Raw genomic sequence first — 14845 nt, forward strand, 5'->3', positions numbered from 1 at the left:
CCTTGAGCGTGCCGGGGTTTGCGCCGTACGTGTGCGGTGTCTACCTTCCTGGCTATGACGTTTACCCCGTACGCATCACCACCCCGCGCCGGACGCCGCGAGTGGACCGCCCTGGCCGTCCTCCTGCTGCCGTGTCTGCTCGTCTCGATGGACGTCTCGGTGCTCTACTTCGCCGTACCGTTCCTCTCCGCGGAACTCGCGCCCAGCGGCGTCGAACAGCTGTGGATTCTCGATGTCTACGGCTTCGTTCTGGCCGGGCTCCTGATCACCATGGGCGCGCTCGGCGACCGCATCGGCCGCCGCAGGCTGCTGCTCTCCGGCGCCGTCCTGTTCGGCATCGCCTCGGCGCTCGCCGCCTACGCGCAGAGTCCCGGCACGCTCATCGCCGCCCGCGCGGTGCTCGGCGTCGGCGGCGCCACCCTCATGCCGTCCACGCTGGCCCTGATCCGCAACCTCTTCCACGACGCCGGGCAGCGCGGCAAGGCCGTCGCGATCTGGTCCGGCGGCATGATGGGCGGCATCGCCCTCGGGCCGGTGCTCAGCGGCGTACTGATGGAGCACTTCTGGTGGGGCTCGGTGTTCCTGATCAACGCCCCGGCGATGGTGCTGCTGCTGGTGGCCGGGCCCCTGCTGCTCCCGGAGTTCACGTCCCCGGCGGCCGGCCGCTTCGACCTGCCGGGCTCGCTGCTCTCCCTGGCGGCATTGCTCCCGGTCGTCTACGGCATCAAGGAGATGGCCCGCGACGGCTTCGAGCCGCTGCCCGCACTGGCCGTCGCCGCCGGACTGCTGGCCGCCGCCGCGTTCGTACGCCGCCAGCGCACCGCGCGGCACCCGATGCTGGACCTGGAACTCTTCCGCCACCGCGGCTACTCGGGCTCCGTCCTGATGAACCTGCTGGCGATGTTCGCGCTGGTCGGCAGCGCGGTCTTCTTCACCCAGTATCTGCAGTCCGTACGCGGTATGAGCCCACTGGAGGCCGCCCTGTGGAACGTGGTGCCGACCATCGCGGTCGGTGGCATGGCCCCGGCCGCCACCGCCCTCGCACAGCGCATGGACCGGGCCTTCGTCATCGCCGGGGGCTTCCTGGCCGCCGCCGGAGGATTTCTGTGGGTGTCCGGGATGGCGGTGGACACCCCGCTGTGGATCGTGCTTCTGGGAGCCAGTGTCTACGCCGCGGGGCTGGTCATGGTGATGTCGCTCGGCACCGAACTGGCCCTCGGAGTCGCCCCGCCGCAGCGCGCGGGCTCGGCCTCCGCGCTCCTGGAGTCCGGCTCCGAGCTGGGCGGCGCCCTGGGCCTGGCACTCCTGGGCACCCTCGGCAACACCGTCTACCGTGGCGGCATCGACGGCTCCGTACCCGGCGGGCTGCCCGCGGGCGCGACGGGTGCCGTACGGGAAACCCTGGCCGGAGCTGCGGCAGTCGCGGGGGAACTGCCGGGCCGGGCAGGGGAGGCGCTGCTGTCGGCGGCCCGTACGGCGTTCCTCGGCGGCCTGCACGCGGCGATGCTCGGCTCGGCGCTCGTGATGGTGCTGGGCGCGCTGCTGGCGGCCGTACTGCTCAGGGGCGTACGGACCCAGGCAGCCCAAGGCGGTGCGGAGGGCCCGGCTGCCCGCTGCGACGCCTCTGCCGACACCTCCGTCGACATCCCTGTCACCCGAAGCTGACCCGCTCCAGCCAGAAGTCCAGCAGCTCCGCATCACCACCGATCTCGATGCCGGGGCTGCGGGCGGGCAGCCGGCGGTAGATGACCAGCAGCAGGTCGGTCAGCGGCCCGCGTACGGTGACGGCGGCCTCCTCGCGCGGCGCGCGGCGCCAGGTGATCGAATCGCCGGTCAGGTCGACCAGCCAGTCGGCCGCCGTCCCCGGTGCCGTGCCGGCGGCCTGGAAGCGCAGGGTGCGGCCGGGGCCGAGCAGTTCGCGCAGGGCTGGGCGGTGGTCGAACGCCTGCGGCTGCGAGCACAGTTCCAGCCACTCGTCGAGGCAGTCGGCGGCGGTCTCCTCGCCGACGGTGAAACGCGCGCCCTCGGCCAGAAACGCGTCGGCACGGTGGATGACCGTCTCGTTGGCCATCCGGCGGGCGAAGAACGCGGCCGCCGGCCCCAGTTGGGGAAGCGGCACCCAGGCCTCCGCGCCGGGCCCGGCGGTCCGCAGGGTCTCCGCCAGCAGCGCGGCCCCCTCGCCCAGCCAGCCGTCGAGCACGGCCGGATTCTCGTCGGCGTACGGCGACAGATCGCGGAAGTGGCCGTCGGGCGGGGGCGCCTCCGCGCCGGTGCGCACCACCTCCTCGGCCCAGCGGTGCGCACCGCCCAGATGCCGCAGCAGCTGACCCACGTTCCACCCGGGACAGGAGGGCACGGCGGTTCTCAGGTGGTCCGCGTCCCGCACGAGGGAGCGCAACTGGTCGGTCTGCGCGACGATTTCGGTGCAGTGGCGGTCGTACGTCGAAGCGTCCATGTCGCCACGGTAGGTCCCGCCACTGACATCCGGCCTGAAGTCAGCTGAAGTCCAGGTCGCCCGTCCGCGTCCGCTTCAGCTCGAAGAACTTGTCGTAACCGGCGAGCAGCCGGGCGCCGTCGAAGACCCGCACCGCTTCCTCGCCGCGCGGGATCGCCGTCAGCACCGGGCCGAAGAAGGCGACGCCGTCGATGTGGATGGTGGGCGTGCCGACCTCCTCGCCGACCGGGTCCATGCCCTCGTGGTGGCTCTTGCGCAGCGCGTCGTCGTACTCCGTGCTGTCGGCGGCGCGGGCCAGCTCCACGGGCAGCCCGGCCTCGGCGAGCGCCTCCTCGATGACGGTTCCGTAATCGTCCCGGCCGCCGTTGTGCAGGCGCGTGCCGAGCGCGGTGTACAGGTCGCGCAGTACCTCCTCGCCGTGCTTCTGGGCGGCGGCGATGGACACCCGCACCGGCCCCCAGGCCTTGGCCAGCAGCTCCTGGTACTGCTCCGGCAGCCCTTCGCGGCCGTCGTTGAGGACGGCCAGGCTCATCACGCGGAAGCGCAGGTCGATGTCGCGGTGGGCCTCCACCTCCAGGATCCAGCGCGAGGTGATCCAGGCGAACGGGCAGAGAGGGTCGAAATAGAAGTCGACCGTGTGACGGGTGGTGTTCGGGGAAGACGCATTCTGGTCAGTCATGACGCCACGATAGTTCGATATCGAACTTCCGGCCGGGAGTTCGACCGCGGCTTTCGGCCGGACCGCGCCCGCGCGGCCCGTACGCGCCTACTCCGCCGTGATGCCGAGCATCCGCTGGAGCAGTTCCTTGAGCAGCGCGCGTTCCGCGACGGACAGCTCGCCGAGCGGCTCGCGCGCGAAGTCCAGAGAGTCACGCAGCTGGGCGGCCGTCGCCAGGCCCGCCTCCGTCGGAGCGGCCAGCTTGACCCGGCGGTCGGCCGGGTCGGGGCGGCGCTCGACGAGGCCGCGGGTCTCCAGCCGGTCCACGATCCCGGTCACGTTCGACGGCTCGCACTTCAGGTGCAGGGCTATCCGGCGCATCGGCATCGGCTCGCGGGCGAGCAGGCCCAGGACGCGTGCCTGGGCGCCGGTGAGGGAGTGCGCGGCCGCCGCGTGCTCGTACTCCTCGTGATAGCGGGCCACGACGGTGCCGATCAGCTCGACGACCTCGACGGTCAGGTGGTCTGCGCGAGGAGTCATGACACCAGGGTACCGAATTGCTTGACAACATGAAATATCTAGGAGCATTATTGTTTCAGTACCTGAAGTATTTCGAGGAGGAGCAGCCCATGTCCGCACTGCCCACGTCCGGCCGCGAATGGCACCTGGTCGCCCGCCCGCACGGCTGGCCGAAGCCGGAGGACTTCGCGCTCCGCGAGGCCGGGATCTCCGAGCCCGGCGAGGGGCAGCTCCTCGTCCGCAACCTGTACTTCTCCGTCGACCCGTACATGCGCGGCCGGATGAACGACGTGAAGAGCTACACCCCGCCCTTCAAGCTGGACGAGCCGATGGAAGGCGGCGCGGTCGGCGAGGTCATCGCCTCCAACGCCGACGGTTTCGCGGTCGGTGACCACGTCCTGCACTTCAAGGGCTGGCGCGAGTACGCCTTCGTGGACGCCGCCAAGATCGCCAAGGTGGACGGTTCCCTGGCGCCCCTCTCCGCCTACCTGGGCGTGCTCGGGATGCCGGGCCTGACGGCCTACGCGGGCCTGCTGGAGGTCGCCTCCTTCAAGGAGGGCGACGCGGTCTTCGTCTCCGGCGCGGCCGGCGCGGTCGGCAGCGAGGTCGGCCAGATCGCCAAGCTCAAGGGCGCCTCGCGCGTCATCGGCAGCGCGGGCTCCGACGAGAAGGCCAAGCTCCTGACGGAGGAGTACGGCTTCGACGCCGCCTTCAACTACAAGTCCGACCGGTCCGTCAAGGAGCAGCTCCGCGATGCCGCCCCCGACGGCATCGACGTCTACTTCGACAACGTCGGCGGCGACCACCTGGAAGCCGCGCTCGACTCGCTGAACGTGCACGGCCGCGTCGCCGTCTGCGGCATGATCTCGCAGTACAACGCCACCGAGCCGACCCCCGCGCCGCGCAACCTCGCGCAGGTCATCGGCAAGCGGCTGCGCATCCAGGGCCTGCTCGTCGCCGACCACACTCACCTCCAGGAGCAGTTCGTCTCCGAGGTGTCGGCCTGGGTGCGCTCGGGTGAGCTGAAGTTCAGCGAGACCAAGGTCGCCGGCATCGAGAACGGTTTCGAGGCGTTTCTCGGTCTGCTGCGCGGTGACAACACCGGCAAGATGATCGTCGATCTCACGGACTGACCCCGCAGGGAGCCGGTCCCGCCGGGCCACTAGGCTCGGCCCCAAGCCGCCGCGATCGTGGGCGCGAGTCGCGGCGAACCACAGGAGGATTTCTATGTCCATCCAGCCCGTAGACGTCGTCTACACCGCCGTCGCCACCGCCGAGAACGGCCGGGACGGCCGCGTCGCCAGCGACGACGGCAAGCTGGACGTCGTCGTCAACCCGCCCAAGGAGCAGGGCGGCAGCGGCGCAGGCACCAACCCCGAGCAGCTCTTCGCAGCCGGCTACAGCGCCTGCTTCCAGGGCGCGCTCAGCGTCGTCGCCCGCCAGGAGAAGGCGGACGTCTCCGGCTCCCGGGTGACCGCGAAGGTCGGCATCGGCAAGACCCCGTCCGGCGGCTTCGGTCTCACCGTCGAGATCTCCGCCTCCATCCCCAATGTGGACGCGGCCACCGCCCAGGACCTGGTCGAGAAGGCTCACCAGGTGTGCCCGTACTCGAACGCCACCCGCGGCAACATCGACGTGAAGCTCAGCGTCGGCTGACGTTCGGGCGGCAGCCGGCAGGTCGACGGGCCGGCAGTCGCCAGCCGGCGGCCGCGCGCCGGCTGCCGGTGACGCTCCGGGCCGAGGGCCGCGCTCCCGTACGGGGGTGCGGCCCTCGGCCGTTCCGGTTGTTCCGCTCGTTCCGGTTGTCTCGCTCGTACCGTGGTGTGGCTGTCAGGTTCGCGCCAAATGCTGCCGAGGCTCTGTGATGCTGTACGGGCGGTGGCTACCGTGGTGGCGTGAGGCATCCGAGGGGGCAGAGTGACGGAAGAGCTGAGCGATGCACCACCGCCGCTCGCCGCTCCCACTCCCACCCCCGCTCCCCTTTCCACTCCCGCTCCGGCTTCCCCGCACCCCCTCCTGTGACGCAGGCCACTCGTACGCCTTCTTGACGACGGTGCCGTGTAATCGATTACGTAAGCCCACACGAAATCGATTTCACGCCGATGTGCGATCGAGACGCCCTGCACCGCGGTGGCCTCGACCTGCCTGCGCGAACCCGCACGGAAGGGCTGGGGCAGCATGGCGAAGATCAAGGATGTGGCCGAACGGGCCGGGGTGTCCGTGGCGACCGTCTCCCGGGTGCTCAACGGGCGCAGCCCGGTCGCCGCGACGCGGGAGCGGGTGCTCGCCGCCGTCGAGGAGCTGGGATACCGGCCCAACAACGTCGCCCGTGCCCTGCGCACCGCCCGTACCGGCACGCTCGGCCTGGTCATCAGTGACCTGACCAACCCGTTCTTCACCGAGCTGGCCGACGCCGTCGAGGACGCGGCGCGCAGCCTCGGCTACAGCCTGATCATCGGCAACGCCGCCGAACGCACCGGCCAGCAGGACGATTACATCCGTACGCTGCTGGACCGCCGCATCGACGGCCTGCTGGTCAGCTCGGCCGGAACCGGTTCCGCGATGCTGCGCGAGGTCGTCGACTCCGGCACGCCGCTGGTGCTGCTGGACCGCATCGTGCCGGGCATCGACGCGCCGTGCGTACGGGCCGACGGCGCCGCGGCGCTCACCGACCTCGCCGCGCACCTCGCCGCCCTCGGCCGGCGGCGCCCCGCGATCATCGTCGCCCCGGCGGGCACGCCGACCGGCGACGAGCGGCTGGAGCTCTTCCGTACGGCGCTGGCCGCGCACGGCATAGCGCTGCCGGACGAGCGCGTCGGCTCCACGCCCGACCTCCAGCACACCGGTGGCCGCCAGGTGATGCGCCAATTCCTGGACCTGCCCGAGCCGCCCGACACCGTACTGGCCACCGACAACCTGATGGCGCTCGGCGCGATGGACGAGATTCGCGCGCGCGGGCTGCGGGTGCCGGACGACATGGCGCTGGTCGTGTACGACGACGTGCCGTGGTTCGCGCACACCGACCCGCCGCTCACCGCCATCGCGCAGCCCACCCGCGAGCTGGGCCGGGCCGCCCTGCACACCCTGCTGGAACGGATCGAGGGGCGCGCGCCCGGCTCCGTACTGCTGCCGGCCCGCCTCGTCACCCGCCGCTCCTGCGGCGAACCGGGCACCGCCCATCAGGACACCCCTAGGGACACCGCTGAGGACACCCACGAGGAGGAGGGCAGCGCATGACCGACGTCAACGACGACGTTCGGGACGACGCACCGGCTGGCCGCGAACTTCTGCGCATGGAGGGGGTGACGAAGTCGTTCCCCGGGGTACGCGCGCTGGACGGGGTGGACCTGAGCCTGCGCGCGGGCGAGGTACACGTCCTGCTCGGTGAGAACGGCGCGGGCAAGAGCACCCTGATCAAGATGCTCTCCGGCGCCCACCGCCCCGACGCCGGCCGCATCCTCGCCGACACCGGCCCGACGCACCCGACCGCTAGCGATCCGGCCGCCACCGGTCCGACCGGCAGCGGCCCAGCCGCGCCCGGCCCGACCGTCACCGGCCAGCCCACCGGCACCCCAAGCGCCACCAGCGACCCAACCACCACCAACGCCCCAGCCACCACCAACGCCTCCCACGTCCCCCTCCGCGAAGTGCACATCCGCTCCGCGCAGGACGCCGAACGGCTCGGCATCGCCACCATCTACCAGGAGTTCAACCTCGTCCCCCGCCTGACCGTCGCGGAGAACATCTTCCTCGGCCGACAGCCGCGCACCGCGCTCCGGCTGATCGACAAGAAGACCATGCGGGCGCGCGCCGCCGAACTGCTGCGCCGGGTACGGCTGGACGTCTCCCCGGACACCCCGGTGTCCGAACTGGGCATCGCCCGCCTGCAGATGGTCGAGATAGCCAAGGCGCTGAGCCTGCGCGCCCGCGTTCTGATCATGGATGAGCCGACCGCCGTACTGACCTCCGAGGAGGTCGACACGCTCTTCGCCATCGTGCGCGAACTGCGCGACGACGGGGTGGGGATCATCTTCATCACCCACCATCTGGACGAGATCGGCGCGCTCGGCGACCGCGTCACCGTACTGCGCGACGGCCGCTCGGTCGCCGAGGTGCCCGCCGGTACGGACGAGGACGAACTGATCCGCCTGATGGTGGGCCGGGACATCGCCGAACAGTATCCGCGGCAGCGCCCGGAGGAGCCCGGCGCGCCCCTGCTGCGCGTACGCGGTCTGACCCGGCACGGCCCCAACGGCACCCCGGTTTTCGAGGACGTCGGCTTCGAGGTGCGGGCGGGCGAGGTCGTCGGCCTCGCGGGCCTGGTCGGCGCGGGCCGTACCGAGGTCGCGCGGGCGGTCTTCGGTGTGGACCGGTACGACGCCGGGACCGTCGAGATCGACGGGCAGGTGCTGGCCCCCGGCGACGTACGGGCCGCGATGCGCGCCGGGCTCGGCCTGGTCCCCGAGGACCGCAAGGGCCAGGGGCTGGTTCTGGACGCCTCGCTCCAGGACAACCTGACGCTCGCCCGGCTGGACCGCGACACCCGTGGCGGTCTGGTCGACCGGCGTGCCCAGCGGCGCGCGGCGGCCGAGGTGGCCGCGCGGCTGAAGGTGCGGATGAGCGGGCTGGGGCAGCACGTCCGCACGCTGTCCGGCGGTAACCAGCAGAAGGCCGTCATCGGCAAGTGGCTGCTGGCCGACACCCGGCTGCTGATCCTGGACGAGCCGACGCGCGGCATCGACGTGGGCGCGAAGGTCGAGATCTACCAGCTGGTCAACGCGCTGACGGCGGCCGGGCACGCGGTCCTGATGATCTCCAGTGACCTGCCCGAGGTGCTCGGTATGAGCGACCGGGTGCTGGTCATGGCGCAGGGACGGCTCGCCGGTGAACTCTCTGGCGACGAGGCGACGCAGGACGCGGTGATGGAACTGGCGGTGCGGCCGGCCGACGGCGCGTCCGGACCGCACCGGGCGACACCGGACGGGAAATCGCCGCACCACCCGACGAACGAGAGCGCGATGGAGGGCTCCGATGTCCGCTGATGTGAAGACGGGAGCGGCCGCCGAGACGGTCGGCGCCGCCCCGCCCGGTGACGGTTTCGGCCCCTGGTTCACCCGGGCCGTCCTCAAGAACGGCCCGCTGGGCGGCCTGATAGCCCTCGTCGTGGTCATGGCGGCGCTGTCCGGGGACTTCCTGAACGGACAGAACCTCCTCAACGTCGGCGTGCAGGCGTCCGTCACCGCCATCCTCGCCTTCGGCGTCACCTTCGTGATCGTCTCGGCCGGCATCGACCTGTCGGTCGGCTCGGTCGCCGCCCTCAGCGCCACCGTGGTCGCCTGGGCCGCGACCGACGCGGGCCTGCCGGTGTGGGCCGCCGTCCTGCTGGGGCTCGCGCTCGGCGCGGCGGCGGGCCTGGTCTCCGGCGCGCTCGTCGCGTACGGGAAACTGCCCGCCTTCATCGCCACCCTCGCGATGCTCTCCATCGGCCGCGGCCTCGCCCTGGTCATCACCGGTGGCACGCCGATCCCCTTCCCCGCCTCGGTCAGCAGGCTGGGGGACACGCTGGGCGGCTGGCTGCCCGTGCCGGTCCTGGTCATGATCGCGACTGGGCTCGTGGCGGCGCTGGTCCTCAACCGTACGTACGCGGGCCGCGCGATGTTCGCGATCGGCGGCAACGAGGAGGCGGCGCGGCTCTCCGGCATCGACGTCAAGCGCCGCAAACTGGTGATCTACGCGATGTCCGGGCTGTTCGCGGCGGTCGCGGGCATCGTCCTCGCGGCCCGGCTGACCTCCGCCCAGCCGCAGGCCGCCGTCGGCTACGAGCTCGACGCCATCGCCGCCGTCGTCATCGGCGGCGCCAGCCTCTCCGGCGGCTCCGGCAAGGCGTCCGGCACGCTCATCGGCGCGCTGATCCTCGCCGTCCTGCGCAACGGCCTGAACCTGCTGAGCGTCTCGGCGTTCTGGCAGCAGGTGGCCACCGGCCTGGTCATCGCGCTGGCGGTGCTCCTGGACACGCTGCGGCGCCGGAGCGCGCGATGAGGCGGCGGCGTACGGATCTGTCCGGCGGCGGTAGGGATTCGTTCCACAAGCGCACCGGGTTGCCCGGCATGCGTACGGGTTCCCTCCGCAGGCGTACGGGGCTCCTCGGCGCGGCCGCCCTGGCCGGTTCCCTCGTCCTGTCCGGCTGCGACCGTGGCGGCGACACGGACCTGGGCCTGGCCCTGTCCACCCTGAACAACCCGTTCTTCGTCGCCGTCCGGGAGGGCGCGCAGGCCGAGGCGGACCGGCGCGGCCTGAACATCAACATCACCGACGCGCAGAACGACCCCATGCAGCAGATCAACCAGATGGAGACGTTCACCAGCCAGGACGTCAAGGCGGCGATCATCAACCCGGTGGACTCCGACGCGGCCGTGCCGGCGGTCGGTGTCGCCAACCGGGTGGACGTACCGGTGATCTCCCTCGACCGCGGCGTCAACGGCGGCCGGGTCGGCTCGGCCCTCGCCTCCGACAACGTCGCGGGCGGCCGGCTCGCCGCGAAGACGCTCGCCGAGTCCCTCGGCGGCAAGGGCAAGGTGGCCTTCCTGGAGGGCCAGGCCGGCACCTCGGCCGCCCGCGAGCGCGGGCAGGGCTTCGAGGAGGGCATCAAGGCGTACCCGGGCATCGAGGTGGTGGCGCGGCAGCCCGCCGACTTCGACCGGGCCAAGGGCATGGACGTGATGTCCAATATGCTCCAAGTACACCGGGACATCGGCGGCGTCTTCGCGGCCAACGACGAGATGGCGCTCGGCGCCGCCAAGTCGCTGGGCGCCCGGGCGGGCAAGGACGTGAAGATCGTGGCGTTCGACGGGACGCCGGAGGGCGTCGCGGCCGTACGCGGCGGGACGCTGACCGCCACGGTCGCCCAGCAGCCCAGGCTGCTGGGCAGGCAGGCCGTGGCGCAGGCGCTCAAGGCGGCGCGCGGCGAGCGGCTGCCGAAACAGGTGAAGGTGCCGGTGGTCCTGGTGACCGGCAAGAACGCGGCGGAATTCGATGGGTGAGAAGCAGATGTACGACGTACTGGTAGTGGGCTCGGCCAACGCGGACCTGACGGTCCGGGTGGCGCGGCGGCCCGGCGCGGGCGAGACCGTGCACGGCTCCGACCTGGTCGAATCGGCGGGTGGCAAGGGCGCCAACCAGGCTGCTGCCGCCGCCCGGCTCGGCGGCCGGGTCGGCCTGCTGGCTCGGGTCGGCGACGACGCGTACGGCGAGCTGCTGCTGGACGCGCAGCGCGCCGCGGGCACGGACGTCACGCAGGTGATCGTCGAGTCCGGTGCCCGTACCGGCACCGCGATGATCATCGTGGGCCCGGACGGCGACAACAGCATCGTCGTCTCCCCGGGCGCCAACGCGGCACTCACCCCCGAGGACGTGGCGGCCGCCCGCGACACCATCGCCGCGTCCGCCGCCGTCTCCCTCCAGCTGGAGGTGCCCATGGAGACCGTACGGGCCACCGCCGCCACCGCCACGGAGACCGGCACCCGGGTCGTCCTCAACCCGTCCCCGACCCCGGAACGCCTGGACCCCGAACTCCTCGCCGCCGCCGATCCGCTCGTCGTCAACGAGCACGAGGCGCAGCAGCTCACGGGCCGCAGCGAGGGCACCCCGGAGGACTGGGCCCGAGCGCTGCGCGAGCAGGGCGCCCGCTCGGTCGTCGTCACGCTCGGCGGCGACGGCGCGCTGGTCGTGGACGGTGCGGGCAGCGCCGACCGGGTCCCCGGCGTCAAGGTCGAGGCCGTCGACACCACGGGCGCGGGCGACGCCTTCACCGGCGCCCTCGCGACCCGCCTGGCCCGCGGCGACTCCCTCACGGAGGCGGCCCGCTTCGCCGTACGGGTCGGCGCCGCGGCCGTCACCAAGCCGGGCGCCCAGCCGTCCTACCCGACGCTGGACGAACTGCCGTCCTGACCCGGAGGCCGCGGTGGGGGAGCCGTGCTCGGGCCCTGGTTCGGAGGCCCGCGGTGGGGGCGCCGCACGCGGACCCTGGCCCGGAGGCCGCGGCGGGTGCGCTGTACCCGGACCCTGACCCGGAGGCCCGCTGCGTGGGCGTCGTGCTCGGATCCTGACCCGGAGGCCACGGCGGGGGCGCCGCACTCGGACCGTCTCCGCCGGAGGCCGCTCGGGAGCCCGTCAGGAAACCTGGCCGGCCGCCCCGCCCGCCGGGGCGCCGGATATCCCGGCCCCTTCCGGACCCGCCGCCGGGCGCCCGACGGCCGGGCCGACCTCGGCCACGGCCAGGCCGGGCCCGTCGGCCAAGCGCGCGAGGGACGTTCCGTCCGCCGCCCATATGCCGCTGTACCCGCAGGCGACGCCCGCGCTGCCCGGGCCGACGGCGTTGGCGAGCAGCACGACGAGGCCGTGGTCCCGCGCCTTGGCGGCGTACTGCTCCGTGCGCTCCACCGTGTCGTGGAACGAGCTGGCCAGATACACCTGGCAGCCGTCGGCCGCGGCCTGCTCGGCCACCTCGGGGAAGGCGTTGTCATAGCAGGTGGCGAGGGTGAACCTCAGGCCGCGGAAGGTGAAGCGGCCGCCCGCGCACGGCCCCGCCGTGAATTGGTCGTTCTCCGGGCCGTGCAGATGGTGCTTGTCGTAGCGGGTCAGCAGCGCGCCGTCCGGTCCGTACACGAAGGACGCGATCGTCATCCCGTCGGCCGTGCCCGAAGGGCCGCTGCCCGGGCAGTTGACCACCGCGGCGACGCCCGCCGCCCGGCAGGCGTCCCGTACGGGCGCCAGGCGCGGGTCGTCCGGCGCGAGCACGGACCGCTCCAGGGCGGCGGCTATCGCGTCGAGTTCGTAGTTGGTCAGGGCCAGCTCGGCGAAGACGACCAGCTCGGCACCTCGGTCGGCGGCCTCGGTGACCAGCGCGGCCATTCGAGCCGCGTTGGCCTCGATGTCCAACGGCGTGGACGCGAATTGTGCTGCTGCGACGATCATTTCTCCATCTTGCCCGATACCACTGACAACGCGGCGGTCAGGATGTTCCGCACCTGCCCGGTGATGGCGGTCCGGTTGCGCACGAAGCCGGGATCGGTGACCTCGCCGGTCGCCGGATCCGTGTTCCCGGCGCCGAACTGGAGCACCGGCGTGTGCAGATGGCCGCCCGGCACGTTCAGCTTCACCGCGTCCCGCAGCAGCGTCGCCCGGTAGCCGATCTCGTTGGACAGGTAGTCACCGCCGCCGCCCGCGCGGGCCGTCGAGCCCGGTGTCGGACCGTCGGGCCGCTCGACGGGAGCCCCGCCGCCCGCCGGGATCTCGGTCACCGCCGTGTTGTCGCGCACCGGGTACGGCCCGGTGTCCGCGGCGGTGAGCTGCGCGTACGGCAGGGTCGTGGTGGTCCACTGCGGCTGCGGCCGTACGGTCGGCACGCCCTTCGGGACGGGGACCGTCTCGGTCCGCGACTCCCGCGCGTTGTCCGGGTAGCCGCCCCGCCAGGCGCCGTTCGTCCGTTCCAGGTCGAACTGCCCCGGCCGGCCCTGGCTGATGGTGGTGAACAGGTCCACCTTCCGCGGCCCGCTCCGGAAGTGCGGCAGCAGCGTCCGCTCGACCGTACCCGCCGCGAAGTCCGCCCACCGTACGGGGAAGACGGCGGTCTCGACGCGGGCGAGCCGCCCCGAGGCCGTACGGACCGTCGTGCCGTCCAGCGCCAGCGCCGCGGCCCCCGACGGGTTGCTGCGCCGCGCGTCCGCGTCCAGTTGGAAGGGGTCGAAACCGGTCACCACGACGCGCAGGGGCCGGTTCCCGGAGCGCCCGCCACCGGGCAGGCCGATCGAGTCCTGGCCGCGCGAACCGCGCTCCAGCGTCCCCATCAGCGCGTCCCGTTGGCCCGCGGTCAGCCGGAACCGCGGCTGCCACTCGCGCAGCGCCTTGGTCATGCCCAGCCGCGCCCAGTACAGCGGCCGGTCGTCGTCCCGGCTCAGGTCGCCGCCCTGCGGCCCGCGTCCCTGCACGCGGTCCACCGCGCGCCGCCACAGGCCGCGCCCCGCCTCGGTGACGTATCGTTTCGCCGCTCCGTACGAGTCCACCTTCCCCAGCCCGTCCGCGAACGTCCCGGCCACCGGGGCGAACCCGCTGCGCCGCAGGATCTCCTGCGGCGCGCGCTGCGACAGCCGCTGCTCCTCGACGGTCGGCGCGGTGGCGGACTGCTGCCGCGCGAGGGCAATGGCGGACGGGGTCGTGGTGGCGGAAGGGGCCGCAGTGGCGGAAGGGGCGGCGAGGGCGAGCGGGGCCATGGTCAGCAACGCGGCACCGAGCACGCCCACCGAGGTACGTATGCGTCTCATGGGGTGAGTAAACCGGCGTGGCGCCCGTGGCGGAAGGGGTGATCCAGTTCGGGTACGGGGAGGAGTGCGGGCAGGGGCAGGGGCCCGGCCTCGAAGCACTCAGCCGGACCTCAGCGCCCGGCCGGACTCAGCGCTCCGCCGTACCTCAGCGCCCCGCCACCACCTCCACATCGCCCCCGTCGCTGTGCACCTTGACCTTGTGCGGCGAGCCGTTGTCCACGGTGCCGGTGACGCTGCGGCTCCCCCCGTCCGTGGTGGCGTCCACCGCGTAACGGCCCTGGGGGAGCCGGACCGAGACCGTGCCGCCGCTGGTCCGGCCGTTCACCCGGTCCGGCACGCCGGTGAAGCGGGCGTCGATGCCGCCGCCGTCGGTGTCCGCGGTCGCCTGCTTCGCCGCGCAGTCCCGGAGGTCGATGTTGCCGCCGCTGGTTCTCGCGTCGACGGCGCCGGAAGCGCCCTTGACGTCGATGTCGCCGCCGTCGGTGTCCAGCTTCACGGCGACCGACGGCGCCACCCGCACCTCGTAGGCGACGCTGCACTTGCCGCGGGTGCCTCCGCAGTCGTCGGCGGTGAGTTTCAGGGTGCCGCCTTCGAGGGCGTGCCGGGTGTCGGGCTTCCGCTCGCCGTACGCGAGCCGTTCCGTCACCTTGACCCTGTCGCCGGCCGTGTCGTCCGCGACGACCTCGATGTCGCCGCCGGGCGTCGTCACGTCCAGCGTCGTGGTCCGGCCCTCGACCGTGTAGCTGCGTTCGGTTTCGGTGACCTTTTCGGTCAGCTCGCAGCCGGTGACCGCGACGGTCACCGTGACGAGGGCGGCGGTGGCGAGGGCGATACGGGTGGTGCGGTCGCCCGGTCCGGCGGTGCGGCGTGCGGTCATGATGGTCCCCCCGGAGA

Annotated in this window: 12 protein-coding genes and 1 pseudogene; 7 read left to right on the top strand and 6 right to left on the bottom strand. The window is 72.6% G+C overall.

Annotated elements, in window-relative coordinates; translation table 11 throughout:
* Positions 1–54 precede the first annotated feature (54 nt).
* Positions 55–1665, top strand: a complete 1611-nt coding sequence (locus ACZ53K_RS20795; protein WP_468838517.1) for an MFS transporter — start codon at positions 55–57, stop codon at positions 1663–1665.
* Here ACZ53K_RS20795 and ACZ53K_RS20800 read toward each other — a convergent pair.
* The 3 genes from ACZ53K_RS20800 to ACZ53K_RS20810 all read right to left on the bottom strand — a co-directional run bounded on the left by ACZ53K_RS20800 (position 1652) and on the right by ACZ53K_RS20810 (position 3653).
* A complete protein-coding gene (locus ACZ53K_RS20800; protein WP_468838519.1) occupies positions 1652–2455 on the bottom strand; it encodes a maleylpyruvate isomerase family mycothiol-dependent enzyme in 804 nt (267 codons plus the stop codon). The two genes, ACZ53K_RS20795 and ACZ53K_RS20800, sit on opposite strands and share 14 nt — an antisense overlap.
* Positions 2456–2495: 40 nt before the next feature.
* Positions 2496–3134, bottom strand: coding sequence for a mycothiol-dependent nitroreductase Rv2466c family protein (locus ACZ53K_RS20805; protein WP_468838522.1), 639 nt, complete (start codon positions 3132–3134; stop codon positions 2496–2498).
* An 87-nt stretch (positions 3135–3221) separates the two neighbouring features.
* Entirely contained in the window at positions 3222–3653 is a 432-nt protein-coding gene (locus ACZ53K_RS20810; protein WP_468838525.1) for a MarR family winged helix-turn-helix transcriptional regulator, read from the bottom strand.
* 89 nt (positions 3654–3742) lie between these two features.
* Here ACZ53K_RS20810 and ACZ53K_RS20815 point away from each other — a divergent pair, with 89 nt between their 5' ends.
* From ACZ53K_RS20815 to rbsK, 6 genes and pseudogenes are all read left to right on the top strand, one after another.
* Positions 3743–4765 (top strand): NADP-dependent oxidoreductase, encoded by a 1023-nt coding sequence (locus tag ACZ53K_RS20815; protein WP_468838528.1) that lies wholly within the window; start codon positions 3743–3745, stop codon positions 4763–4765.
* A gap of 94 nt (positions 4766–4859) precedes the next feature.
* Entirely contained in the window at positions 4860–5288 is a 429-nt protein-coding gene (locus tag ACZ53K_RS20820; protein WP_468838531.1) for an organic hydroperoxide resistance protein, read from the top strand.
* A 522-nt stretch (positions 5289–5810) separates the two neighbouring features.
* Positions 5811–6869, top strand: a complete 1059-nt coding sequence (locus tag ACZ53K_RS20825; RefSeq protein ID WP_468838533.1) for a LacI family DNA-binding transcriptional regulator — start codon at positions 5811–5813, stop codon at positions 6867–6869.
* A complete protein-coding gene (locus ACZ53K_RS20830) occupies positions 6866–8674 on the top strand; it encodes a sugar ABC transporter ATP-binding protein (protein WP_468838535.1) in 1809 nt (602 codons plus the stop codon). Before ACZ53K_RS20825 ends, ACZ53K_RS20830 begins: the two co-directional genes overlap by 4 nt.
* A pseudogene (locus ACZ53K_RS20835) lies at positions 8664–10672 on the top strand (ABC transporter permease/substrate-binding protein). Before ACZ53K_RS20830 ends, ACZ53K_RS20835 begins: the two are co-directional and overlap by 11 nt.
* 7 nt (positions 10673–10679) lie before the next feature.
* Positions 10680–11579 carry a ribokinase gene (gene rbsK / locus ACZ53K_RS20840; protein WP_468838882.1) on the top strand — a complete coding sequence of 300 codons (900 nt, stop codon included), beginning with the start codon at positions 10680–10682 and terminating at the stop codon, positions 11577–11579.
* 222 nt (positions 11580–11801) lie between these two features.
* On the opposite strand, the gene ACZ53K_RS20845 is transcribed toward rbsK, so the two are convergent.
* The 3 genes from ACZ53K_RS20845 to ACZ53K_RS20855 form a co-directional block, all read right to left on the bottom strand.
* The gene (locus ACZ53K_RS20845; protein ID WP_468838538.1) at positions 11802–12605 is read right to left on the bottom strand and encodes a carbon-nitrogen hydrolase family protein; all 804 of its coding nucleotides are present in this window, start codon (positions 12603–12605) and stop codon (positions 11802–11804) included.
* The gene (locus ACZ53K_RS20850) at positions 12602–13951 is read right to left on the bottom strand and encodes a pyroglutamyl peptidase (protein ID WP_468838541.1); all 1350 of its coding nucleotides are present in this window, start codon (positions 13949–13951) and stop codon (positions 12602–12604) included. Before ACZ53K_RS20850 ends, ACZ53K_RS20845 begins: the two co-directional genes overlap by 4 nt.
* A gap of 145 nt (positions 13952–14096) precedes the next feature.
* On the bottom strand, positions 14097–14828 hold the full coding sequence (locus ACZ53K_RS20855) for a DUF4097 family beta strand repeat-containing protein (RefSeq protein WP_468838544.1): 732 nt from the start codon (positions 14826–14828) through the stop codon (positions 14097–14099).
* Positions 14829–14845 lie beyond the last annotated feature (17 nt).

The organism is Streptomyces sp. NPDC033221, assembly GCF_055577005.1.

What these genes read in the sequence shown, in the direction of transcription:
- ACZ53K_RS20795 (WP_468838517.1), top strand. Translation starts at nt 55, where the DNA reads ATGACGTTTACCCCGTACGCATCACCACCCCGCGCCGGACGCCGCGAG.
- ACZ53K_RS20800 (WP_468838519.1), bottom strand. Translation starts at nt 2,455, where the DNA reads ATGGACGCTTCGACGTACGACCGCCACTGCACCGAAATCGTCGCGCAG.
- ACZ53K_RS20805 (WP_468838522.1), bottom strand. Translation starts at nt 3,134, where the DNA reads ATGACTGACCAGAATGCGTCTTCCCCGAACACCACCCGTCACACGGTC.
- ACZ53K_RS20810 (WP_468838525.1), bottom strand. Translation starts at nt 3,653, where the DNA reads ATGACTCCTCGCGCAGACCACCTGACCGTCGAGGTCGTCGAGCTGATC.
- ACZ53K_RS20815 (WP_468838528.1), top strand. Translation starts at nt 3,743, where the DNA reads ATGTCCGCACTGCCCACGTCCGGCCGCGAATGGCACCTGGTCGCCCGC.
- ACZ53K_RS20820 (WP_468838531.1), top strand. Translation starts at nt 4,860, where the DNA reads ATGTCCATCCAGCCCGTAGACGTCGTCTACACCGCCGTCGCCACCGCC.
- ACZ53K_RS20825 (WP_468838533.1), top strand. Translation starts at nt 5,811, where the DNA reads ATGGCGAAGATCAAGGATGTGGCCGAACGGGCCGGGGTGTCCGTGGCG.
- ACZ53K_RS20830 (WP_468838535.1), top strand. Translation starts at nt 6,866, where the DNA reads ATGACCGACGTCAACGACGACGTTCGGGACGACGCACCGGCTGGCCGC.
- rbsK (WP_468838882.1), top strand. Translation starts at nt 10,680, where the DNA reads ATGTACGACGTACTGGTAGTGGGCTCGGCCAACGCGGACCTGACGGTC.
- ACZ53K_RS20845 (WP_468838538.1), bottom strand. Translation starts at nt 12,605, where the DNA reads ATGATCGTCGCAGCAGCACAATTCGCGTCCACGCCGTTGGACATCGAG.
- ACZ53K_RS20850 (WP_468838541.1), bottom strand. Translation starts at nt 13,951, where the DNA reads ATGAGACGCATACGTACCTCGGTGGGCGTGCTCGGTGCCGCGTTGCTG.
- ACZ53K_RS20855 (WP_468838544.1), bottom strand. Translation starts at nt 14,828, where the DNA reads ATGACCGCACGCCGCACCGCCGGACCGGGCGACCGCACCACCCGTATC.